This is a genomic window from Stenotrophomonas sp. 115C5, assembly GCF_056861055.1.
Genome location: NZ_JBSPUQ010000004.1, coordinates 259,033 through 280,376, shown reverse-complemented (window position 1 = coordinate 280,376; position 21,344 = coordinate 259,033). Strand labels below are relative to the sequence as shown.

The window sequence follows — 21,344 nt, the reverse complement described above, 5'->3', positions numbered from 1 at the left end:
CCAGGATCAGAAATCGACGGTGGCCGACAGCAGGGCGGTGCGCGGCGTGCCCAGCCCGGAGCCGAGGCTGCCCGCCCAGTACGCCTTGTTGGTCACGTTCTGCACCGTCGCGCGCAGTACCAGCGGATGGCCAGCCGCCTGCGTCGCATAACGGGCACCGAGATCGAACACGGTGCGGCCTGCCACCCACTGGCTGTTGTCAGCATTGATGTAACCCTTGGACAGGCTGATCGCGTTGCCGGTGAGGGTGAGGCCGGCCACGGCGGGCACGTCCCATTCGACGCCCAGCTTGCCCTGCCATTGCGGGGTGGCCGTGGCCAGCCGGCCTTCGTTGATGCCGCCCTGGGTGCGGGTCAGCTTCGGCTGCAGCCAGCCGATGCCGCCCAGCACGCGCAGCTGTTCGGTCGCCTGGCCGAACACGGCCCATTCCACGCCACGATTGCGCTGCTGGCCGCCGAACGAGAACACATTGGTGGTCGGGTCGGTATAGGAACTGGGCTTTTCGATCTCGTACACGCTCAATGCGCTGGCCAGGCGGCCGAAGTCGAACTTGGCGCCGACCTCACGCTGGCGGGTCTTGAACGGCGGGAACACCTCGCCCGCATTCGCTGCGCTGACCGGGGCGGTGCTGCCCTGGCTCAGGCCTTCAATGTAGTTGGCGTACAGCGACAGTCGATCGCTGGCCTTGAACAGCAGTGCACCGGCCGGGGTATTGGCGCTGGCGTCGTAGCGCGCGGTGCGCTTGCCGGTGCTGCCGTCGAAGGTGTCGCTGAGCACGGTCTGGTGACGGATGCCCAGGGTCAGCTGCACGCGCTCATCGATGAAGGACAACGTGTCGGCGATGCCGAAGCTGGTGGTACGCACTTCTGCGGTCTTCGGCAGCGACGCGTCACTGAAGCTGCGATCGATGGCGGGGCCCCACTGTGGGTCGTACAGGTTGGTCACCCAGTCGCGGGCCAGCAGATTGCGCTTGAAACCGAATTTCTGGTCGTGCTGGTACCAGGCGGCACTGATCGCCAGTGCGTGATTGACCGCGCCGGTGCGGAAGTGTGCCGAGAGGCCGGCTTCGGCGGTGTCCTTGCTGTAGATGAAGCGCTGGTGGGCGAAGTTGTTGCGGAAATCGCCGGCGGTGTTGGTGATCAGCGTGGTGGCACTGGCGATGGAATCGAAATCGGTATGGCCGTGGCCGTAGCTGGCGTGCGCCTGCAGGTGGTCATTGATGTCGAACGACCAGCGCAGCGCGGCGGCCGAGTCCTTGACGTTGCTGAAGGTCCAATCCGGTGCGAACAGGGTGCTGGCCTTCGGCGGGCGGGGCACGGCCAGGCCGGTGGCCAGCGAAACGCCACGATTGAGGCCATCCACATGGTCACGGCTGCTGAACAGGTCCAGCGAGACCTGCGAGCGCTCACCCCTCCAATCCAGGCCCAGCGACGCCAGCTGCGTCTTGTGCTGCTGGTGATCGGTGGCGGTGTCGCCATCGCGATGCACGGCATTGAGGCGCACACCGAACTGCTGCTGTGCGCCGAAGCGACGACCAACATCCAGATGGCCGCCGGACTGCGCGTCGCTGCTGTAGCTGGCCGTGAAGCGGGTCAACGGCGTATCACCTGCGCGCTTGGGTACCAGGTTCACCGCACCGCCCACCGAGCCACCCGGCGGCATGCCGTTGAGCAGTGCCGATGGCCCCTTGAGTACTTCGATGCTCTCGGCCAGTTCGGGGGTGACTCGGTAGTAGGGGATCAGGCCGTAGAGTCCGCCGAAGCCGATATCCGACGAGGCAACACCGAAGCCACGGATGTTGAAGTAGTCGGTGATGCCACCGCTGGATCCACTGCTGTAGACGCTGGGATCGGTCAGCGCGATCACCCTTACCAGATCCGGTGCCTGGATGTTCTCGATGAACCCGGCGGTGTAGCGGGTGGTGTTGAACGGGGTGTCCATGAAGTCGAGCTCGCCGAGCAGGCCGACGCCACTGCCGCGGGCGACCTGGCCGCCGGCATAGGCATCGGTGGGCGTGGTCTTGTCGGCGCGCACGTTCACCGTAGGCAGCTGGCGGGCACCGTCGGGCGCGTCGTCAGCGTGGGCGGCGGTGGCGATCAGCAGGGTGGGCAGCAACGCGGCACGTGCGGCCAGGGGCAGCGCGGAGCGGCGTGGGAGGGACAGGGCTCGAAGGGGGAGGGACATGGCAGTTCTCGTGTGATGGGGCGTGCAATCGGCCAGCACGGCGCCGTCGATGACCTGCACGGGCAGGACGACGCGGGCTGTGGAATGGCTGGCAGAGGGCACGGCACTGCCGCTGGGGCAGGCTGCACGCGAGGTGCTTCGGCGATCTGTGGCTGGGTGAAGCGAAGTGCAGGGCGCGGATGCTGCGGGGGGTATCAGATATCGTCGGCGAGGTCGTCGAGGTCCTGCAGGCCGCCGCCGCGGGCCAGCACGCGTTCGTAGTTGCGGCGGCGACGCTGGTCGGTTTCGGTGGTGGTCTCGCCACGCTTCCAGTAGCCGGCAACGGCAACGTCGGTGCGCGGCAGGCCGACCGTTTCGATGAAGTGGCGGCGCAGGGCGCGCATTTCCTCGCGCTCGCCGGCCGCCCAGACCGTGCAGCTGGGTTCCGGGGGCAGTCGGCGCGCCTGCTGCAGCAAGGGCGCGTCACCGGCGGCGAGGCGGTGCACGCAGACGCCCTCGATGGTGGGTAGTTCGTTTACCGGAAAGGCATCCTCCGAGGCGATCCAGGCCTGCGCGCGAAGGCCGCCGGGCCATTGCTGCAGCAAGGCGAACAGGGCCGGGATGGCGCTTTGATCGGCGAACAGCAGGGCAACGCTACCTTCGTGATGCGGCACCTGCAGATGCGGGCGTGGACCGGTGAGATCGAAGGCGTCGCCGGGCTGCAGTGCGCGCACCCAGGCCAGCATCGGCCCCGGAGCCTCGTGCAGCACCACGTCCAGTGTGAAACGGCGCGTCTGCGCGTCGACGCTGCGCACGGTGTAGATCCGTGACACATCGGTAAACGCGGCACCCAGCTGGATGCGAACGGCGGTGTTGGCACGCTGCCAGGGTGCCAGCTCGGCCTGTGGCGGCAGCTGTACGACCAGCCGAAGCAGGCTCGCGCAGGGCTGCGTGACGTCAACCACGTGGACGCGCAGCGCCTGCAGGCCACGGTCGTGTTCGGCGCTGCGCAGCGGCCCGGCCGGGGTGGTGGAAAGGGTAGGCGCGGACATCGACAACGATCCAGAAGGCTGCGAATGCGAATTAGTTACATCATAGTAAACTAAATTGATCGTCCCGCAACCCAGGCCTGCTGGAAGCGTATGCAGCGCGTTGACCATTGCGTTGCCGCAGACCACCATGACAGGCCTTGCCAGCGCGCCGCCCAGGAACCGCAACAGCGATGGCTGCACCGAAGAAGACCGCTGCCCGTGGGCGACCACCCACCATCACCCGAGAGCGCATCGCCGACGCTGGCATCGCGATGACGCTGCCGGGGCTCAGCTTCGTGGGCGTGGCGGCAGCGCTGGGGGTCAGCCACATCGCGCTGTACAAGCATGTGGCGAATCTGGCGGCGCTGCGCGAGCTGGTGGCAGAAGCGATCTTCGAGCGTTGGCAGGCACCGCCGCTGGATGCCGGCGCGGGACGTAGCATCAACGACGATCTGTACGCGTTCCAGCGTTCCCTGCGGATGCTCGTGGACGAGAACCCCGGCCTGGCCCCGTTCCTGGTGAGCCACGGCGCGAAGACGCCGGAGATGGTGGCGCGCATCCAGCGCCACCATGCCGAGTTCAGTCGTGTACATGATCTTCCGCAGGAACAGGCAGCATGGCTGCTGTCGACGGTGGCCTATCACGCTGTGGCTTTGGCCGACACCGTGTACTCGCGGCATGCCGTGGCGGACGCCACGCGACGGCCACTGGACCGTGCGGCGCAGGATGTCGAGTTCGACCGCAGCATGCAGGCATTGATCATCGGTGCCTTGGCAATGTGCGGGCGCACGGCAGGCGCGAGGTAACCGCCAATCCTGATTGGCACCGTTGCCCCGGTAGTCGCCAACCTTGGTTGGCGCCGCGATACACCGTTGCCCACCAAGGTGGGCATCTACCGGTCAAGCAGCGTCCTTGTGCTCCGTGTCGTCCATCCCGGGGCTGACTCGTCGGCCGATGTCCTTCAGCCGTGCAAGCTGGTCCACCATCGACGGCGCATCGTCCAGGCTGCCGACGAAGGTCCACAGATAGGTCATCACCGCATAGACATGGCCCGGCGTGACGCCTTCACTGGTGGCCAGGCGGCCGATGGTCAGCGCGAACAATGCCGCCGCAGCCAGTCCGATCACCACGTAGGCACCCGCTTCGCGGTCGGACAACAGGATGCGCAGGCGCGACAGCGTGGTGTAGTGGCGGCGCAGCACCGAGGGACTGACCCGGTCGACCAGTCGGATTTCGTGTTCCAGGCGGTTGTTCAGGCGGCCATGCAGCTGCTCGTTGCGGCGTGCGAACGAGGGCAGCACCAGCAGGGCGCCGAGCAGGGTGACCAGGCCAGCGGCACCGACCATTGGCTCGATCGCCAGCAGCATGGCCACCGCACCGAACATCGATGCCAGTGCGGTGGCGATGATCGGCACGTGCTTTTCAAAGAAGTCGACGAACTCGCGGGCCAGCACCACGCGCGCCGCCGAGGTGGACGTGGCCTGGCCCAGCCGGCGCTGCGCCTGCACCACGGTCACCGCCAGATCGGCATAGATGCGGGTGAAAGTGCGCGTATCGACCGCTCGACGGGCGGCACCGACCAACCAGAACAGCAGCACCACGCCGGCATAGGAGACGGCATGGCCGATGTTGCCGCTGATGATCGCGTCCACCGCGAAGCCGGCGAACAAGGGATAGGCCAGCAGCAGTGTGTTCTCCAGTGCCACCAGCGAGAACGTGCCGGTGAGCTGCCAGGGGTAGGTGCGCAGGATGGCCTTCAGGGTGGCGGCCGCATTCTGCTGGCCGATGCTGCCGGCGGCGGCCGCTGGATCATGGGGGTGTTTCATGGGATGCCTGGGTGGGTCGGGGATTGGGCAGGGGACGGATGCCTGCGATCTCCCGGGTCGCGCCCAGTATCTGCAGCCCTTTGGAGCGGGCATGGAGGGACGATGGAGATTGCGTGGAGAAACCGGTGGCGTTCAGTGGAGGGCGTGGTGCCCACCAAGGTGGGCCGCTACCAGAGCAGCGTCTGCCGCAACGCAGTGCTCTCAACGACGCGCGTGCACCGGCCAGCGGATTTCGAAGGCACTGCCGCCACGTTCGGTAGCCCGGCATCGCGCGGTTCCGTGATGGGCCACGGCAATCGCCCGCACCACCGCCAGGCCGAGCCCGGAGCCGCCGCTCTGCCGCGAGCGCGATACATCGGTGCGCTGGAAGGCTTCAAAGATGCTGTCGCGAAGGTCGTCCGGCACACCGGGGCCACCATCCTCAACGCTTACGGTGCAATGGCCTTCAGCCAGCGTCACGTGTACTCGCAGCGGGCAGGGAATGGCATGTCGGCGAGCGTTTTCCAGCAGTGCCAGCACCGCCTGGCGGATGCGCCCCGGATCGCAGTCGGCCAGCGAAGACCGTGCGTCCAACGTCACCGAGAAACCACTCTCGGTCAGCGCCTCCGACATCGCTTCGACCACCGCCGCCACCTGCACGCTGACATCGCTGCGCTGCAGGCGCAGATCGAGGTGGCCACTCTCGGCCAGGCTGACCACGCGCAGGTCCTCGATGATGCGGGTCAGTCCCTCCAGCTGGGTGAGCATGCTGTTGAACTGCTCGGGCCCCGGCTCGAATACGCCCTCGGCGATGCCCTGCAGGCGGCCGCGCAGGATGGTCATCGGCGTGCGCAGCTCATGCGCGATCGCTGCGTTCCAGAACACGCGGTTCTCCGACATCCGGCTGAGCCGTTCGGCCATGGAGTTGAAGTCGCTGACCAGCGTGGCTGCCTCGACCATCGAGGTGTCGCCGCCGCGTGCGCGCGCCTCCAGATCACCGCTGGCGACGCGACGCAGGCTTTCGGCGACCGAGTTCAGCGGGGTGATGATGCGCCGGGTCAGGCGCGAGGCGATCAATGTTGCCAGCGCAACGACCACGGCGGCGGTCAGGCCGATCCACAGCCATTCCAGGCCTGACGGCATGATGGTTTCCGGTTCGTCGTACCAGCGTGGATAGAACACCTCCATCAGGTAATAGAACAGGTAGAAACCACTGATCGACAGTACGGTCGAACACAGCGACGCGACCGTGATGGACAGCGTTATCTGGCGCCCGATGCTCTTGCCTTTGGGGTTCATCGGTTCAGTCCAGGAAGCGGTAGCCGACACCGCGGATGGTGGCGGGAATGCCGATGACGCCTACTTCCTCCAGCTTGCGTCGCAGCTTGCTGACATGGCTGTCCACGGTGCGCTCCTGTGCATCGCCTTCCGGCAGGCAGGTCTGGAGCAGATCCAGCCGGCTGTGCACCATGCGCGGTGCGCGCGCCATGTGTACCAGCAGACGGAACTCGGTGAGCGTGAAACTCAGAGCATGCACGTGGTCATCGGTGCGTACGGTGACCTCATGGCTGCGCAGGTCGATCTCGAACGGTCCCTGCCGGATCAGCCCGTTGGGTTCTTCTGCAATGGGCTTCGCGCTACGGCGCAGCACCGCCTGGATGCGGGCGACGATCTCGGCCGGATTGAATGGCTTGGCCACGTAGTCGTCGGCACCGACGCGCAGGCCAGTGAGCTTATCCACGTCCTGGTCCAGTGCGGTGAGCATGATTACTGGGGTGTTGCCGCGCCGGCGCAACTCGCTCAGCACCTGCCAGCCGTCCATCTTCGGCATCTGCACGTCCAGCAGCACCAGGTCGGGGCGCAGCTGGCGGTGGCTGGTGAGGGCGGCTTCGCCGTCGGAGGCACGGGCGCTGCGCAGCCCGGAGCGGGCCAGGTAGGCGCCGAGAATGTCGGCAATTTCGCCCTCATCTTCGGCAATCAGCACCAGGGGCGCCTGGCGCGTGCGGGCGTCGGATTTCATTGCATGCTGCGGTTTCAAGTGAGGAATGGGAAACGCCGGCGACGGTGTCATCGTGGCCGTTCCAGGGTCTGCGCTTCTTCGTGGGCGGCCCAGGCCAGGGTGGCCAGCACCAGCGTGTGCTGCAGGGCGGGCGCCAGTGTTGTGGTGGCGCGCAGGTGCTGTGCGAGCAGGGTCGATACGGCCGCAGGCAGCTTGCTCCACCGCGATTGCATGCCCGTTGCGTCCACCCGGTCCTGCAGGCGACGGGCCATGCGGACCACGGCCCGCAGGCGCAGGGCAAGCAACGCAGCCACCAGGACAGCCGCCATCCCTGCCGGCATGAGGCTCACGTCAGCGGCGGAGGCGGACCAGGCCGCAAGGCCGATCAGCGACGCCGACGCCAGGGTGCCCGCGCGCGCCGAATGACCGGGGCCTTCGCTGCGGAACCACACCAACGCGGCGGCACCGGCGCCCGCCAGCAGGGGCGGCGCCGGGTTCGCGCTGGCAAGCATCCAGGCACTGGTCGACGCCAGAACCAGTGCAAGCAGCCACGGGGAAGGCGCGCACCAGGCAAGGTAGGCGCGGCGGACATTGATGGGAGGCAGGTCTGGAAACGGAAGGGACACGGCGGGGGCGCAGTCGGCGAGGCCGACAAGGCTAGGGGCCGTTGATGGAGACTTGGTCGAGATTGTGTCGAGATTTCGTGGACGCGATCCGTGCCGTTCAGGAGCGGGCCCCGTGCCTGAACGGATGTGCGGCCTCCATGCAATCTCCACAGTGGCTCCAAGAAACATCCACCACCACCTTCCAGACTGCGGCTTCTGCGGTCACATCCGGTGGCTGCGTGCATGCGAGCCTTCCGATGAACAACCGCAGGACCTGGATCATTGCCGCAATCGTTGTACTTCTTGCAGGCGGCACCGGTGGGTGGCTGTTCGCCGAAGGTGATGATGCCGCGCTGATCACGGCCCCGGCAAGGGTGGCGGACCTGGAAAAGACTGTGCAGGCAGTCGGCCGGGTCAACCCCAAGGAACTGGTGGCGGTGGGCGCGCAGGTTTCGGGCCAGGTCACGCGCCTGCATGTGGTGCTGGGCCAGCGCGTGCACGCTGGCGACCTGATTGCCGAAGTGGATTCGCAGCCGCAGCGCATCGCCCTGCGCAGCGCCGAAGCGGCTGCCAACACGCTGCGTGCCCAGCACGCGGCCAGCCAGGCGCGCTACGCCCAGGCCATCCGCGTGCATGAGCGCCAGGCGCAGCTGGTGGTGTCGCGGCTTGTTTCGCAGGAAGGTTTCGAGACCGCACGGGTGGCGCGCGAAGCGGCGCGCTCGGACGTCGCAGCGCTGCAGGCCCAGATCGACCAGGCGGTGACCCAGGTGGAAACCGCGCGGATCAACCTGGGCTACACCCGCATCGTCTCACCTTCCGACGGCTACATCGTGGCCATCGTCACCAAGGCCGGGCAGACGCTGAACTCGATGCAGACCACGCCGACCATCGTGATGCTGGCACAGATGGACACGATGACGGTTCGCACCGAGATCGCGGAGGCCGATGTGGAACTGATCGCGCCTGGCCAACCCTTGTGGTTCTCCACGCTGGGGCCGGGTGGACGCCGCTACGAATCGCATCTGCAGCAGCTTGAACCTGCGCCGTCGTCGATTGCCGACGTGGCCACCGGCAACACCGGCGGATCGGCGCAGACGCCGAAGGCGGTGTACTACGCCGGGCTGTTTGACGTACCCAATCCAGGCCTGAAACTGAAGCCGTCGATGACGGTGAAGGTGACGATCCAGCTGGCGCGTGCCGCCAATGCGCTGCAGGTGCCTTTGACGGCAGTGTCCGAGCGCGACGACAAGGCGGGCAACCGCGCGACCGTCCAGGTGATCGATGCCAAGGGCCGTGCCCACGAGCGCGCGGTGACGACCGGCCTGCGTACCGCTACTGCGGTGCAGATCCTGTCCGGCCTCAAGGCGGGCGAGAACGTGGTGGTCGGGCAGGCGCCAAGCGGCGCGGAAGCCGAGCCCACCAGCCTGCTGGGGATGTGAACATGGCCGACGCGCTGCTGGAACTGCATGGCGTATCGCGCGCCTACTGCTCGGCCGCCGGTGAGGTGGTGGTGTTGAAGGACGTGTCGCTGCGCATCGAGGCGGGCGAGTTCATCGCCATCATTGGCCCGTCCGGCTCGGGCAAATCCACGCTGATGAACATCCTGGGCTGCCTGGACCGGCCGACCGAAGGCAGCTACCGCGTGCAGGGCGTGGCAACCGAGCAGATGTCACCCGACGAACTGGCGCACCTGCGCCGCGAGCATTTCGGCTTCATCTTCCAGCGCTACAACCTGATGGAGAACCTGAGCGCCACGGAGAATGTGGCGTTGCCGGCAGTCTATGCGGGCGTGGATGCCGATGCGCGCACCGCCCGTGCCCGCATGCTGCTGGAAACGCTGGGGCTGGGTGAGCGCACCACGAATCGGCCCAGCCAGCTGTCCGGCGGCCAGCAGCAGCGCGTTTCCATTGCGCGTTCGCTGATGAATGGCGGCGCCATCGTGCTGGCCGATGAGCCGACCGGCGCGCTGGATCATGCCAGCGGCCGGCAGGTGATGACGGAACTCAAGCGCCTGCATGCACAGGGCCATACCGTGATCCTGGTGACCCATGATGCAGCGATTGCCGCGCACGCTTCACGCGTGATCGAGATCGCAGACGGTCAGGTCGTATCCGACCGTGGCATGGGTGATCCTGCGGTTGCACGCAGTGCCGCTGTGCCCGAGCGCCGTCCAGAACCGGCCGCCGAGCGCCGCGCGCGCCTGGATGCAATCAGGGAAGCTGCACGGATGGCGGTGCGTTCGATGCTGGCCCACCGGCTGCGCACCCTGCTGACCATGCTGGGCATCATCATCGGCGTGGCTGCGGTGGTGACCGTGGTTGCGTTGGGCAAGGGCGCACAGGCACAGGTCGAGTCACAGATCAACGAACTGGGTGCCAGCACGCTGGACATCTTCCCGGGCGCGGACTTTGGTGACCCGCGCTCGGCAGAGATCGAAACGCTGGTCGTGGACGATGCCGATCACCTGGCCGCATTGAGTTACGTAGACAGCGTAAGCCCCAACCTGAGCGGTTCGGTGGCGGCACTGCAGGGCAACCGGCGCGCCAACACGCAGGTGCTTGGCGTGGGCGCTGATCTACCGCGTGTGCGCGGGCTGCGGCTGAGGGCGGGCCGGTTCTTCACCGATGCCGAGGTGGATGCGCATCGCGCGGTGGGCGTGGTCGACCAGAAGGCGGCTAAGGTACTGTTCAACGGCAATCCGATCGGCGGCACGGTGCTGCTGGGCGGCATGCCGGTGGAAGTGATCGGCGTGGTCGGCCCCAACGCATTCGCCGGCGGAGCGACGCCGACGGTCTATGTGCCGTACACCTCCGCGTCCTCGCGCCTGCTTGGCAGCCAGCGGCTGGAGAGCATCACCGTACGCGTGCGGGATGACGTGCCAACCACCGCCGCTGAGGCCTCGCTGGGCGCGGAGCTGCAACGCCTGCACGGCCGGCGTGATTTCTTCATCTACAACGCCGACCAGATCCGCAAGGCGGTGATGAAGTCCAGCCAGACCATGGCGGCACTGGTTTCGGCCATTGCTGCGGTGGCGCTGGTGGTCGGTGGCGTGGGGGTGATGAACATCATGCTGGTGTCGGTGAAGGAGCGCGTGCGCGAGATCGGTGTGAGGCTGGCGGTGGGTGCCCGTCAGGGCGACATCCTGCGCCAGTTCCTGATCGAGGCCGTGTTGATCTGCCTGTTCGGCGGCGTGCTGGGGGTGTTGTTCGCGTTGGCTGTGGGCGCTTTGTCCAGCCTGCTGTCGCTGGGGGTGCCGTTCCTGTTCACGCCTGGGCCGGTGCTCGCCGCGCTGGCATGTTCGTCTGCCATCGGGCTGGGTTTCGGCTACTTCCCGGCGCGCAGTGCCGCACAGCTGGACCCCATCCAGGCGTTGGCGGCGGAGTAGGGTCGCGCCCGCTGCGGGGAGAGTCTCAGGTTGCCGGTCGCGGGTGCGTGCGCACGCGTGCGCGCTCGCGGTACAGGCGACTGTCGGCACGCTGCAGGGTGTCGGCCACCGACTCACCCGGGGCGTGGTGGGTCGCACCCAGTGAGAAGGGCGTGGGTGATCGACCGGCCTGCTGCGTATACCACTGCTCCAGCGCGGCCAACCGCCCCGGCTCCGGGCAGGTCAGCACCACCATGAACTCGTCGCCGCCCATGCGCACTACGCTTTCCATCGCCCCCAGTGGAGCGCGCAGGAAGGCGGCGAACTCGACCAGCACAGTGTCCCCCCGCGCGTGGCCCTGCGTATCGTTGATCTGCTTGAAATGATCCAGATCGAACATCAGGCAGGCCCAGGGTTGATCAACCAGCTCGTCCAGGCGCGGCAGGAAGCGGCGGTTGTAGCTCTGGGTCAGCGGATCCTTGAAGGACATCTCGCGCAGCTGCTGCTCCTGCATCCGCAGTGCAGTCACATCCTGCGCATGGCCCAGCACATAGGGAGGGTTCGCCTCGCTGTCGAGCACGTTGTGATATGCCCAGAAATGGCGGGTGCCATCGGCGGCGATCAGTTCGATGACGCCGGCATCGGTGTGGTTGACCGTGATCCGCGCGAGATAGGCCTTGAATGCAGCACGCTTCTCGGGAGGCATCAGATCGCACAGGCTGCGCCCGATCATATGAGTCTCATCGAAGCCCAGCGACTGCACGGCGGCCGGGTTCACCGATGTCAGCACGCCCTCCAGCGTGTGCGTGCAGATCAGGCCGAGGCTGTAGTGGAACAGGCACCGGTAGCGCGTCTCGCTCGCCTCCAGGGCATCCAGCGCGGCACGCTCCTCGGTGATGTCCTGGATGGCGCCGACCAGGCGAGGGTGCCCATCCACCTGCTGACGGCCACCGACCACCCGGGTCCAGATGGAGCGCCCATCGGCGGTGGTCATCGGCAGCTGCACTTCCCATGAGGTGCCTTCCTCGATGCAGCGCTGGACCGCGCTGCGGATGATGTTGCGACTGTCCTCCCGATAGAAGGACAGTGCGGTGTCGAACGTGGGTTGATAGTTGCCGCGCACGCCGTGGATCTGCTTGGTTTCGCGGGTCCAGCGCACTTCGTGGGAGAGCAGGTCCATCTCCCAGCCGCCCACCCGTGCCGCGCGGTTGGTGCGTTCCAGGAAGTCCTCGCTGCGTTTCAGTTCGCGGTGCAGTGCCTTGGCCTGGCCGACCTGTGCCATCAGGGTGCTGCGCTGTTCCAGCACCTGGGTGGTGACCCGCGCCAGATGCACCATCAGTTCGCGCTGCGAGGGCGACAGTACACCCGGCATCGGATCGAGCAGGCACAGTGTTCCGATACGGGCACCCTGCGCCGACCCAAGCGAGATTCCCGCGTAGTGGCGGATGCGCGGGCCACCGGTCACCAGGGGGTTGGTGGAGAATCGCGGGTCCTGCCGGGCATCCGGGATCTCGAACAGTTCGTCCTGCTCGATGGCATGAGTACAGAACGAGATGTCGCGTGCAGTCTCGCTGACACCTTCAAGGCCGATATTGGCCTTGAACCACTGGCGCTCCTCGGCCACCACCGAGATCAGGCCCATGGTCATGCCGGTAGCTGCGCGGGCGGCAGCAACGATTGCATCGAACACCGGTTCGGCCGGCGTGTCGAGCAGGTGCAGGCGGTCGATTTCAAGCAGGCGGTCGGCTTCGTCCATGGCGCTTTGCAGGGCTGGGTGGCGAGGGCGGCTTCGGCGGCTGTCAGGTACTACGCTAGTGCGCACCACGTTATGTATCGCTACGGTGAGGTGATGCCGACGTGACGCGCTTCCGCCTGCGTTTGCGAACTGCACGCGAGGGGTGAAAAAGCGTGACGGTGGTCGCGAACGAGCGCACGCCGGCGGAGCTTGCATCGGAGGATCTGCAGGGCAAAGCGCGTACAGAGACATCATCAGTCCGGTGCTGGCGGCGTGGCCAGTGCAGCGCGCCGGGCAGCATAGACCTCCGGCGTCTGCGGCTTGACGAACAGTGCCACCAATTCCGGAAACTCCTGCTTCACTGCAGTTTCGATGCGGGTGATGCAGGCCTCGATCTGCGGCGTGCGCCGGTCATCCTCGAATTCCGCGCTGAGCATGGCCACGACCTGCTGTGGTCCCATCTGCATGGTGGTCACGCCATTGGCGCGGCGCAGGTCTGGATCGGTTTCGGCCACGGCCATGATCCGCTCAGCCACCGCAGGATGGGCCGGCTCACCCACCAGCAGTCCCTTGGTTTCGCGTGCGAGAAGAAAGGCGGTGGCGGCAAGCACGCCCGCGATGCACAGCGACGCCACACCATCAAGCACCGGCATGTCCAGGGCCTGGGCGGCCACGAGTCCGGTCAGTGCGAAACCCAGGCCCAGCAGGGCCGCGCTATCCTCCAGCAACACGGTGAAGGTGGACGGGTCCTTGCTGCGACGGAAGGCTTCGAAGTAGCCAAGTCTGCCCTTTGTACGCCGGAACTCCCGCAACGCCACCCACCAGGAAACGCCCTCGAACAGGATGGAAATGCCCAGCACGCTGTAGCTCAACGCGTGGTTGGTAGCTGGCTCCGGCCGGCGGATGTGCTGGATGCCTTCGTAGGCCGAAACGCCGGCACCGGCGGCGAACACCAGCAGGGCGACGATGAAGCTCCAGAAATACAGTTCGCGGCCATAGCCGAATGGATGTGCCGGGTCCGGTGCCTTTCCGGCACGGCGCAGTCCATACAGCAACAGCAGTTCATTAAGGGTGTCGACCAGCGAATGCACGCCCTCGCTGAGCATGGCCGAGCTGCCGGAGATGCCGGCTGCGATGAACTTGGCGATGGCAATGGCCAGATTGCCGGCGAGGGCGGCGTAGATGACCAGACGGGAACCGGTGGGGGCAGACATGAAGGCAAGGGGGAGGGCAGGTGGCTGCCTGATCTTCCGGACGGGCATGTCCCCGGGATGTGCAGGTGCCCGATGTGCCGGGGCCGGGCAGGACCTAACTGCCGCTGCGATCAAGCCGGTTAGGCGACGTGACTGCGGACGCCAGGCCCTACGCTGGGGGTCAGTCCTCGTTGCCGATCCTGTTCGAAACGACGTTGGCTATTTTCCCTAACCTGAAGAGAAATCGATGAATCACAAATCTCCCTGGTACGCCCTTATCAGCCTGGCGCTCTGCGCTACCGTCGCATCGATCTCCAGCACCCTGCTGTACATTGCGGGTCGCACGTTTGTTGCAGTGGCAGGTGCAGCCCCGATCGCAAGCTGGGGACGCCCTGGATACGGGCTGCTGATCGTCATCGGGTTCCTCGCGCTGGCGACCTGGTACTTCGGCGCGCGCGCGAATGCCGCGCAGAAGGCTCTGCCGGTCCGCTTCTTCATCTGATACCACCGTTTGGGCCCGGGGTGCCGGCCAGCGGCCGGCACTACCGTTCAATCGGCCATCACACGCCCAATGGCATCGGCCAGCAGGGTGCGTACCCGCGCCGGCGGCAGGTCCGGATCGCGCACGGCACGCATCGCCAGTCCCTCCACCAGCAACCGCAGCAACAGGGTGCGGCCGGCAATCCGTTCTTCGTCCAGCGCCCGGCCAAGGCTCGCATCACGCTGTCGCAGCCAGGCCTGGATGGCGGCGCTGGTCTGCTTGTCGTGGGTACGCAGCACAGCGGCCAGCTCCGGATCGCGATGGGCCTCGGCATTGATCTCCGCATACAGCGCAACGCTGGCAATCGCGTTGCCGTGAATCGGCAGTACCTCACCACGCGCCCATTGCTGGTAGCACTCCAGCAGCCCGTCGACCAGGTCGGAGGCTGCGGGCATCTCGCTGATCGAGGCCTGGTCGTGGCGCAGCTGGCGCTCGATCAGGGCCAGGATCAGGGCGCGCTTGTTGGCGAAATAGCGGTACATCAGCCCCTGGCTGATCTCGGCCTCGGCAGCGATGTCGCCGATGGATCCGGCATGGAAGCCGCGGGTGATGAAGCACTTCTGCGCGGCGTCGAGGATGCGGCGGCGCTGGGCCTCGGCATGGGTCGCAGCGGGATCTTCGGAGGTCAGGGCTACGGCGGATTTCGGCGTCATTGTGTGAGGTCAGGGCGTCCAGAGGCGGGATAGTACGTCACAAAAAGTGTGAATGAACGGTCATTCATTTGTAATTCCCGCCTCCCAGACTGCGCCGGCCTTCTCCTTCCGCGAATGAGTCCGATGCGCCACGCCACGTTGCACCGCCCGTTGCTCACCCTCGCCATCGCTGCCGCTCTGCCGGCGCTGGCCCTTGCCGAAGAAAGTCCAACCGCAGATGCCAGCGCATCCGCTGATGCAGCGCGCACCGTGGTCGCCCTCGACCAGGTGATGGTGACCGCGCAGAAGCGCGCTACCAACCTGCAGGAGACGCCGATCTCGGTGTCGGTGGTCGATGCCGAAGCGCTGAAGGATCGCAGCGCGATCTCGCTGGGCAGCCTGTCCGATGGTTCCATCCCGTCGCTGCGGGTCACACCGTTCGCCACCCGCAGTTCTGCACTGAACATCGGCATCCGTGGCATCGGCGCCTCCGGCGACGCCAACCAACCCGCACGCGATGCCGGCGTCGGCATCTACGTCGACGGTGTGTTCATGGGCCGTGCGCAGGGCCTGGGCAGCATGCTCTACGACGTGGAGCGCATCGAAGTGCTGAAGGGCCCGCAGGGCACGCTGTTCGGCCGAAATACCGAAGGCGGTGCGGTGAGCATCGTAACCAAGGCGCCGACCGGCGAGTTCGGCGGCAGCGTCAGCGCGGGGGTGTCCAACTTCAGCGGCTACAACAGCGCGCTGCACCTGGACCTGCCCAAGGTGGGCGATGTCAGCTTCAAGATCGACGCCGTGCAGGCCAAGCGCGGCGGCACCACCGACAACCCGATGCGCGGCGAGCGTGACTTCAACAGCTATGACAAGCGCGGCGCCCGCCTGAGCGCGCTGTGGCAGCCAAGCGATGACTTCTCGCTGCTGTACGCCTTCGACCGCTCCTACGATGCCACCACGCCGTACCACACCCAGGTGCTGGCACCGGGCGCCTACCTCAGCCCGCTGCAGAAGGCCGGTGCCAGCCAGGACCGTCGCGGCAGCGCCATTCTGGGTGGACCGCAGGAAGACAACATCGGCCGCACCAGTGGCCATCTGTTGAACCTGTCGTGGGTATTGAATGACAACCTTGAGCTGAAATCGATCAGTTCCTACCGCGAACTGACCCAGGGCCAGTTCGACATGGGCCTGGTCGATGCGATTTCGGCCTACGGCGGCGCCGGCACGCCCTTCGGCCGTTACAGCCTGGCGCAGGTCTACCAGCACCAGTACAGCCAGGAGCTCCAGCTGATCGGCAACACCTCGCAGGTGCAGTTCCTCGGCGGCGCGTTCTACTACCACGAAACCGCAGGCGACAACGCGCAGACGCCGAACATGCTGGTGTGGGGGCCGGGCGGCAACAGCTACACGGTGAACCCGGCGACCAACCCGCTGGATCTTTCCCGCGTACGGATCGACCGCGCCAGCAAGGCGTGGACCGACAGCCTGGGTGTATTCGGCCAGGCCACCTGGACGCCTGAAGCGCTGCAGCGCCTGCACCTGACGGCGGGTGGTCGCTACACCCGTGATGACAAGAAAGGCAGCCTGTACATCGTCAATGGCGCGGCAACGAACCTTGCCTTCAAGGACCGCTGGAGCCGCTTCGACCCGATGGTCAACATTGCCTATGACCTCGGTGAACACGCGATGGTCTATGCCAAGTACAGCACCGGCTTCAAGGCCGGTGGCGCCAACTCGCGTTCGACCAATTACTCGGCATTCGGTCCAGAGGAAGCGACGGCCTATGAGCTGGGCTTCAAATCGCAGTTCTGGGACAACCGTGCGCGCCTGAACCTGGCCGTGTTCGATTCGACCATCGCGCACAAGCAGATGGACTTCTCGCTGCCGTTCGACCCGAACAGCGGTGAAACCCGCACCACCATGGTCACCACCAATGCGCTGAGCGATGGCAAGTCCCGGGGTGCGGAGCTGGAGTTCAACGTGATGCCGATGGACAACCTCACGCTCGGCCTCAACTACGCCTACACGAAGATCGATGCGCAGACCGCAACGGACCCGTTCGGCGCCGGCGTGCAGGTGACCGTGCAGCCGCTGCTGGCCCCGAAAAATGCAGGAAGCCTGTCGGTGGACTACCTGGTGCCGTTCGCCAACTTCTCGGCGCTGAAGTTCCATGTGGATGGCAACTGGTCCGATGGCTACTACACCAGCGAGTACGACCAGATGCTCACCGACAGCTCCTTCGTGGTGAATGCACGGGTGGCACTGGTGGATGTTCCGGTCAACAGCACCGGCACCACGATGTCGTTCTCGTTGTGGGCACGCAACCTGCTCGATGAGCAGCACCTGTTCTACAAGATCAACAGCGCGGCGCTGGGCCAGAGCGGCATCTTCAACGACCCGCGCACTTTCGGCCTGGAAGTGGCCGTCAATTTCTGATTCCAACGGAGAGCCCCATGAAGACCCGCCATACCGAACTCGCCCTGGCCCTGATGCTGAGCCTGCCGATGGCCGCGACGGCTGTTGCCGCTGATGCGCCGCAGGCCGTTTCCACGAAGGTGCCCGCCGCCGCCAATGTGAAGCCTGTTGCGGCAGATGCGCAGCGCGTGATCCCGTTGCAGGGCGCTTGGAACGTGCGTACGTTCGCCGGCCTTCAAGGCCGCCACGGCCCGATTCCGGCCGACGCATTCGTGCGTACCGCCGACCTCGGCCGCCTGACCGATGCCGACCGTGATGCCCTGGTTGCCGCGGGCGTGAAGCTGGACATCGACCTGCGCACCGCCGATGAGGAAGCACAGTCGCCGGACCTCCTGGCCCGCGATGATCGTTTCGATTATCAGCGCATCTCGCTGATGGGTACCGAGAAGATGGACCTGCAGAAGATGATGACCAGCTTCCCGGATTCGCTGGGCGAAGCCTACGTGCAGTGGCTGGGCCATAGCCAGCCGCAGTTCAAGCAGGTGTTCCAGCGCATCGCCGCGCAGCAGGACGGTGCGGTGCTGTTCCATTGCACGGCCGGCAAGGACCGCACCGGTATCATCGCCGGGCTGCTGCTGGACCTGGCCGGCGTGCCGAAGGCCGAGATCGTGCACAACTACGCGATCTCCGCGCATTACCTGGAGGGGCAGCCGAAGGACAGCGCGATGAACGCGCAGATCATGGCGCTGGTCAAGCAGAACCCGGAGATCGGCCGCAAGATGGCGGGCATGGCCGGTACCGCGCCGGGCAACATGGAGCAGTTCCTGGCGGCGCTGCACAGCCAGTACGGTGGAGCGGAGGGCTACCTGAAGGCGATCGGGGTCAGCGAGCAGGAGATCCAGCAGCTGAAGGTGCGGCTGGGGCAGGCCGGCTGATAAGTATTGCCGGCCGCTGGCCGGCTCCCCTTTGACGTCCAGAGACCGAAGGAATGCCGGCCAGCGGCCGGCATTACCCGCAGCCAGGCGGCCTGGCTCTACTGATCGGGTTTCACCCTTACCACCCGTTTCCGGTACTCATACACATTGTCACCGCGGATGCGCTTGTCCTCGGTGCCGGTGATCCGGTCGACCTTCTGGTCCGAACCGGTCACGGGCTGCGCCTCGATTTCGGTCTCGTGCTCGAAGGAATGCGATTTGTCGGTGTTGCGGTAATAGCGGTACAGCGCCCAGTACAGCGCGGTCGCGCCGGCTGGACCTGCCGCCAACAGCCAGAGGCCACTGTCGTCACTCATGTCGATGCCACCAGGAAGGCAATTGCGAGGGCTTCAATGACGGTGCCGGTGGCCAGGGCCGCCAGCAGCATCTTCCATTGCTGCACGGGCACGCTGCCCATGGTTTCGCCGGTACGGCCGTTCACTGCGATGTAGTGCAGCATGCCGCCGTTCCTGCCGGGCTGGTGGTACGAATACAACCAAACCGGCAGGTACATCGACACCCAGCGGGTGCCATGCACCTCCAGCTGTTCCTGTTCCCAGCGCACGCCACGGTTGTAGCGCTTCACCGAACCTTCCACCTGTGCGCGGGCAATTGACAGCAGCTGGTCTTCCAGCCGCGGCCGCAGCTTCTCCACGTCGAGGTTGCGCTTCTCAGAGGTGAAGCCGGCCAGGTACGAAGCGTTCCATTTCACCGCGTTCTTGGTATCGAACGGCAGGATGGTGTTGATGATGTTGTTGGTATTGGCGCGGGTATCCAGATTACCGCGCTCGGACGAGGATTCCAGCGGAAGATCGTCGACGGTGAAATCGACCTGGCGTTCGACCTGGTAGACGTCGGCGTCATACAGGGTGCGCTTGTTCTTCTCGCTGCCCACGGTGTACTGCCGGGTCTGGATCTCGCCCTTGCCGGCCACAGCCGCGCTGACATTGCTGTCAACGATCATGTAGGGCAGGAACACGCCCACCACGTTTTCCGGGGTAAACTGGTCCTTGAATGCCTTCAGCGCGAACATGCGGCGCTTGTCGACGAACTGGCGGATGCGCGCGACCGCATCGTCCTTCTTTATATGGAAGGGCAGCACCGCATCAGGCACCGCGCCATTGGCGATCTGCTCGTTGACGCCGAAGACGTGGCGGCACCAGTGGCAGCGCGCCGTCATCGTACTCTCGGTATTGACCGTGACTTCGGCGCCGCAACCGGTGCATTTGAACGTCATCAGTGCCGAGGTGTCGGCATCGATGTCACGTGCGCCAGAGGCGATGACCGTACCGCGCAGCTGGTCGATGGCTTCGCCAAGGCCGAATTCTTCCTCGACCCGCGCGCCATGCCATTCGTGACGGCAGTACAGGCAGACCAGGATATCGGTCCCGGCCTTCGGCCGGATGTCGGTTGCGCCGCACTTCGGGCAGCGGTTGAGGCCGTCCTTCAGCTCGCTGGCCGAGGTATCGATGGCCACAGGGTCGGGCGCTTCCACTTCATCGCGGATGGCCTGCGGCAGCTTCGAGGTGTCCAGCGGGAAGCTGCCGGGCAGGGGAGGGACGTCCTGCGGCGAACCGGGCCCATCCAACGACGCCGCCGGCAAGGGCGGCGGCGTCGCGGGCGCGGATCCGGGCAGCGGCGGTGGGCCGTTTCGGGGATCGGACATGTTGGGTGTGCGTCCTGCCGTTACAGGCCCAGTGCCTTGGCTTTCAGGGCGTCATAGTCGCCCTGCGTGATCAGGCCCAGGTCCAGCATTTCCTTGGCTTTCTTCAGCTTGGCCACCGGATCGTCTGCGGCCGGTGTGACCGGCTGCTGCATGCCGCCGACACCGAACATGCCAGACGCCATGCCGACACCGACCAGGCCTGCCGCGCCGCCGTTTTCGCCGGCCGACTGGATGCCCTGGGCGACGCTGGCCTGCAGGTTGGAATTACCGCGCGAACCGGACAGCGCATCGGCGCGCTGCACGGTCTTCAGCAGCTCGCGGGTGTTGGCGTCGTACTCGATCGAGACGATGGCGGTCTTGACGATGGCCAGGCCGCGGTCGGACTTCCACTGGTAGCCCTGTTCAACGGCGGCCGACAGGCTCTGCGCGAAGCCCAGCGAGTCCTGCTGCAGCTTGGTGATGCGGTTGCCCTTGCCCGGATCGTTGGTATACAGGCTGAAGGCCGGCGCCAGCGAACCGACCACTTCATTGAACAACTGGCTGGCGGCGGCGTTGTCCAGATCGGTGAAGTCGAACACCTGGCCCGGCTGCAGGTAGCTGGCCGGCACGAAGTTTTTCACGAACAGGATCGGGTCGACGATCTTCAGCGTGTACGAGCCACGGGTGACCGCACCCACCTGGGTATTGAGGAAGCCGTCGTCCCAGTAGATTTCCGACTGAGTACCGAAGCGGTTGTCCGGCAGTTCCTTCAGCGAGACGAAGTAGGCCGCCTGCTGCGAGCCCGGCTGGCCGCCAAACTTGAAGCGTTCCCAGCTCTGCTTGATGAAGGTGCTGACGAGGCCGTCGCCGGCGAAGATCGACTGCGAATTCAGATCGTCCGAACGCCACTCGTAGCCACCCGGCTCGGCGACGAACGCGGTGATCGCGCCGTCCTGGAACAGCAGCAGGCCGTAGCCCTCCGGCACGATGATCTTCGAGCCGTTGCTGATGATGTTGGACGAGCCGCTGGTGTTGGAGCCGCGGCCGGCATTGGTGCCCTGCGGCACCGCCGCGAACAGGGCGGCCGTGGACGGCAGGCCCGCCGGCACGGTGTAGAAGTCCTTCCACTGGTCGGCCAGCACACCGCCAACCGCACCCTTCACCGCCTGTACCAGACCCATGACCAACTCCCTGTGATTCGAGGGCAGGCACCATGCCTGCCGAGCTGGACTGAATATAGCAGTG

At 65.9% G+C, this 21,344-nt stretch carries 18 protein-coding genes; 6 read left to right on the top strand and 12 right to left on the bottom strand.

Annotated features, from left to right (window positions below; translation table 11 throughout):
• Positions 1–6: 6 nt before the first annotated feature.
• Positions 7–2,184, bottom strand: coding sequence for a TonB-dependent receptor (locus AC13FN_RS08185; RefSeq protein WP_482984429.1), 2,178 nt, complete (start codon positions 2,182–2,184; stop codon positions 7–9).
• 194 nt (positions 2,185–2,378) lie between these two features.
• Positions 2,379–3,215: a siderophore-interacting protein gene (locus AC13FN_RS08180; protein WP_482984430.1), complete on the bottom strand. Its 837-nt coding sequence runs from the start codon at positions 3,213–3,215 to the stop codon at positions 2,379–2,381.
• A gap of 170 nt (positions 3,216–3,385) precedes the next feature.
• Here AC13FN_RS08180 and AC13FN_RS08175 point away from each other — a divergent pair, with 170 nt between their 5' ends.
• The gene (locus AC13FN_RS08175) at positions 3,386–4,000 is read left to right on the top strand and encodes a TetR/AcrR family transcriptional regulator (protein WP_049437431.1); all 615 of its coding nucleotides are present in this window, start codon (positions 3,386–3,388) and stop codon (positions 3,998–4,000) included.
• A gap of 93 nt (positions 4,001–4,093) precedes the next feature.
• On the opposite strand, the gene AC13FN_RS08170 is transcribed toward AC13FN_RS08175, so the two are convergent.
• The 4 genes from AC13FN_RS08170 to AC13FN_RS08155 form a co-directional block, all read right to left on the bottom strand.
• Positions 4,094–5,020: an ABC transporter six-transmembrane domain-containing protein gene (locus AC13FN_RS08170; protein ID WP_049437428.1), complete on the bottom strand. Its 927-nt coding sequence runs from the start codon at positions 5,018–5,020 to the stop codon at positions 4,094–4,096.
• Positions 5,021–5,221: 201 nt separating this feature from the next.
• Positions 5,222–6,298: an ATP-binding protein gene (locus tag AC13FN_RS08165; protein WP_482984431.1), complete on the bottom strand. Its 1,077-nt coding sequence runs from the start codon at positions 6,296–6,298 to the stop codon at positions 5,222–5,224.
• A gap of 4 nt (positions 6,299–6,302) precedes the next feature.
• Positions 6,303–7,019 (bottom strand): response regulator, encoded by a 717-nt coding sequence (locus tag AC13FN_RS08160; RefSeq protein WP_482984432.1) that lies wholly within the window; start codon positions 7,017–7,019, stop codon positions 6,303–6,305.
• A gap of 47 nt (positions 7,020–7,066) precedes the next feature.
• Entirely contained in the window at positions 7,067–7,510 is a 444-nt protein-coding gene (locus tag AC13FN_RS08155) for a hypothetical protein (protein WP_228354556.1), read from the bottom strand.
• 350 nt (positions 7,511–7,860) lie between these two features.
• Between AC13FN_RS08155 and AC13FN_RS08150 the strand changes: the two genes are divergently transcribed.
• Together AC13FN_RS08150 and AC13FN_RS08145 are read left to right on the top strand one after the other, a co-directional pair.
• A complete protein-coding gene (locus AC13FN_RS08150) occupies positions 7,861–9,042 on the top strand; it encodes an efflux RND transporter periplasmic adaptor subunit (protein WP_312391300.1) in 1,182 nt (393 codons plus the stop codon).
• A 2-nt stretch (positions 9,043–9,044) separates the two neighbouring features.
• Positions 9,045–10,988: a MacB family efflux pump subunit gene (locus AC13FN_RS08145; protein WP_312391301.1), complete on the top strand. Its 1,944-nt coding sequence runs from the start codon at positions 9,045–9,047 to the stop codon at positions 10,986–10,988.
• Positions 10,989–11,013: 25 nt separating this feature from the next.
• Here AC13FN_RS08145 and AC13FN_RS08140 read toward each other — a convergent pair whose 3' ends face one another.
• On the bottom strand, positions 11,014–12,723 hold the full coding sequence (locus AC13FN_RS08140) for a sensor domain-containing diguanylate cyclase (RefSeq protein WP_482984433.1): 1,710 nt from the start codon (positions 12,721–12,723) through the stop codon (positions 11,014–11,016).
• Positions 12,724–12,956: 233 nt separating this feature from the next.
• Complete coding sequence (locus AC13FN_RS08135) at positions 12,957–13,916, bottom strand: cation diffusion facilitator family transporter (protein WP_482984434.1); 960 nt, start codon at positions 13,914–13,916, stop codon at positions 12,957–12,959.
• Positions 13,917–14,142: 226 nt separating this feature from the next.
• Between AC13FN_RS08135 and AC13FN_RS08130 the strand changes: the two genes are divergently transcribed.
• The gene (locus tag AC13FN_RS08130; protein ID WP_109814193.1) at positions 14,143–14,397 is read left to right on the top strand and encodes a hypothetical protein; all 255 of its coding nucleotides are present in this window, start codon (positions 14,143–14,145) and stop codon (positions 14,395–14,397) included.
• Between the two features lie 47 nt (positions 14,398–14,444).
• On the opposite strand, the gene AC13FN_RS08125 is transcribed toward AC13FN_RS08130, so the two are convergent.
• On the bottom strand, positions 14,445–15,089 hold the full coding sequence (locus tag AC13FN_RS08125) for a TetR/AcrR family transcriptional regulator (protein ID WP_482984435.1): 645 nt from the start codon (positions 15,087–15,089) through the stop codon (positions 14,445–14,447).
• A gap of 123 nt (positions 15,090–15,212) precedes the next feature.
• Here AC13FN_RS08125 and AC13FN_RS08120 point away from each other — a divergent pair, with 123 nt between their 5' ends.
• The gene (locus AC13FN_RS08120) at positions 15,213–17,501 is read left to right on the top strand and encodes a TonB-dependent receptor (RefSeq protein ID WP_482995105.1); all 2,289 of its coding nucleotides are present in this window, start codon (positions 15,213–15,215) and stop codon (positions 17,499–17,501) included.
• A 17-nt stretch (positions 17,502–17,518) separates the two neighbouring features.
• On the top strand, positions 17,519–18,415 hold the full coding sequence (locus AC13FN_RS08115) for a tyrosine-protein phosphatase (protein ID WP_049487021.1): 897 nt from the start codon (positions 17,519–17,521) through the stop codon (positions 18,413–18,415).
• Positions 18,416–18,513: 98 nt separating this feature from the next.
• Here the strand turns inward: AC13FN_RS08115 and AC13FN_RS08110 are convergent, their stop codons facing one another.
• The 3 genes from AC13FN_RS08110 to AC13FN_RS08100 are packed head-to-tail and all read right to left on the bottom strand — an operon-like array spanning position 18,514 to position 21,280.
• Positions 18,514–18,771: a hypothetical protein gene (locus AC13FN_RS08110; protein WP_049409605.1), complete on the bottom strand. Its 258-nt coding sequence runs from the start codon at positions 18,769–18,771 to the stop codon at positions 18,514–18,516.
• Entirely contained in the window at positions 18,768–20,120 is a 1,353-nt protein-coding gene (locus tag AC13FN_RS08105) for a TFIIB-type zinc ribbon-containing protein (RefSeq protein ID WP_401740448.1), read from the bottom strand. Before AC13FN_RS08105 ends, AC13FN_RS08110 begins: the two co-directional genes overlap by 4 nt.
• Before the next feature lie 20 nt (positions 20,121–20,140).
• Positions 20,141–21,280, bottom strand: a complete 1,140-nt coding sequence (locus AC13FN_RS08100) for an SPFH domain-containing protein (RefSeq protein WP_049433787.1) — start codon at positions 21,278–21,280, stop codon at positions 20,141–20,143.
• Positions 21,281–21,344 lie beyond the last annotated feature (64 nt).

What these genes read in the sequence shown, in the direction of transcription:
- AC13FN_RS08150 (WP_312391300.1), top strand. Translation starts at nt 7,861, where the DNA reads ATGAACAACCGCAGGACCTGGATCATTGCCGCAATCGTTGTACTTCTT.
- AC13FN_RS08125 (WP_482984435.1), bottom strand. Translation starts at nt 15,089, where the DNA reads ATGACGCCGAAATCCGCCGTAGCCCTGACCTCCGAAGATCCCGCTGCG.
- AC13FN_RS08175 (WP_049437431.1), top strand. Translation starts at nt 3,386, where the DNA reads ATGGCTGCACCGAAGAAGACCGCTGCCCGTGGGCGACCACCCACCATC.
- AC13FN_RS08110 (WP_049409605.1), bottom strand. Translation starts at nt 18,771, where the DNA reads ATGAGTGACGACAGTGGCCTCTGGCTGTTGGCGGCAGGTCCAGCCGGC.
- AC13FN_RS08105 (WP_401740448.1), bottom strand. Translation starts at nt 20,120, where the DNA reads ATGTCCGATCCCCGAAACGGCCCACCGCCGCTGCCCGGATCCGCGCCC.
- AC13FN_RS08140 (WP_482984433.1), bottom strand. Translation starts at nt 12,723, where the DNA reads ATGGACGAAGCCGACCGCCTGCTTGAAATCGACCGCCTGCACCTGCTC.
- AC13FN_RS08115 (WP_049487021.1), top strand. Translation starts at nt 17,519, where the DNA reads ATGAAGACCCGCCATACCGAACTCGCCCTGGCCCTGATGCTGAGCCTG.
- AC13FN_RS08120 (WP_482995105.1), top strand. Translation starts at nt 15,213, where the DNA reads ATGCGCCACGCCACGTTGCACCGCCCGTTGCTCACCCTCGCCATCGCT.
- AC13FN_RS08165 (WP_482984431.1), bottom strand. Translation starts at nt 6,298, where the DNA reads ATGAACCCCAAAGGCAAGAGCATCGGGCGCCAGATAACGCTGTCCATC.
- AC13FN_RS08180 (WP_482984430.1), bottom strand. Translation starts at nt 3,215, where the DNA reads ATGTCCGCGCCTACCCTTTCCACCACCCCGGCCGGGCCGCTGCGCAGC.
- AC13FN_RS08170 (WP_049437428.1), bottom strand. Translation starts at nt 5,020, where the DNA reads ATGAAACACCCCCATGATCCAGCGGCCGCCGCCGGCAGCATCGGCCAG.
- AC13FN_RS08135 (WP_482984434.1), bottom strand. Translation starts at nt 13,916, where the DNA reads ATGTCTGCCCCCACCGGTTCCCGTCTGGTCATCTACGCCGCCCTCGCC.
- AC13FN_RS08185 (WP_482984429.1), bottom strand. Translation starts at nt 2,184, where the DNA reads ATGTCCCTCCCCCTTCGAGCCCTGTCCCTCCCACGCCGCTCCGCGCTG.
- AC13FN_RS08130 (WP_109814193.1), top strand. Translation starts at nt 14,143, where the DNA reads ATGAATCACAAATCTCCCTGGTACGCCCTTATCAGCCTGGCGCTCTGC.
- AC13FN_RS08100 (WP_049433787.1), bottom strand. Translation starts at nt 21,280, where the DNA reads ATGGGTCTGGTACAGGCGGTGAAGGGTGCGGTTGGCGGTGTGCTGGCC.
- AC13FN_RS08160 (WP_482984432.1), bottom strand. Translation starts at nt 7,019, where the DNA reads ATGAAATCCGACGCCCGCACGCGCCAGGCGCCCCTGGTGCTGATTGCC.
- AC13FN_RS08155 (WP_228354556.1), bottom strand. Translation starts at nt 7,510, where the DNA reads ATGCTTGCCAGCGCGAACCCGGCGCCGCCCCTGCTGGCGGGCGCCGGT.
- AC13FN_RS08145 (WP_312391301.1), top strand. Translation starts at nt 9,045, where the DNA reads ATGGCCGACGCGCTGCTGGAACTGCATGGCGTATCGCGCGCCTACTGC.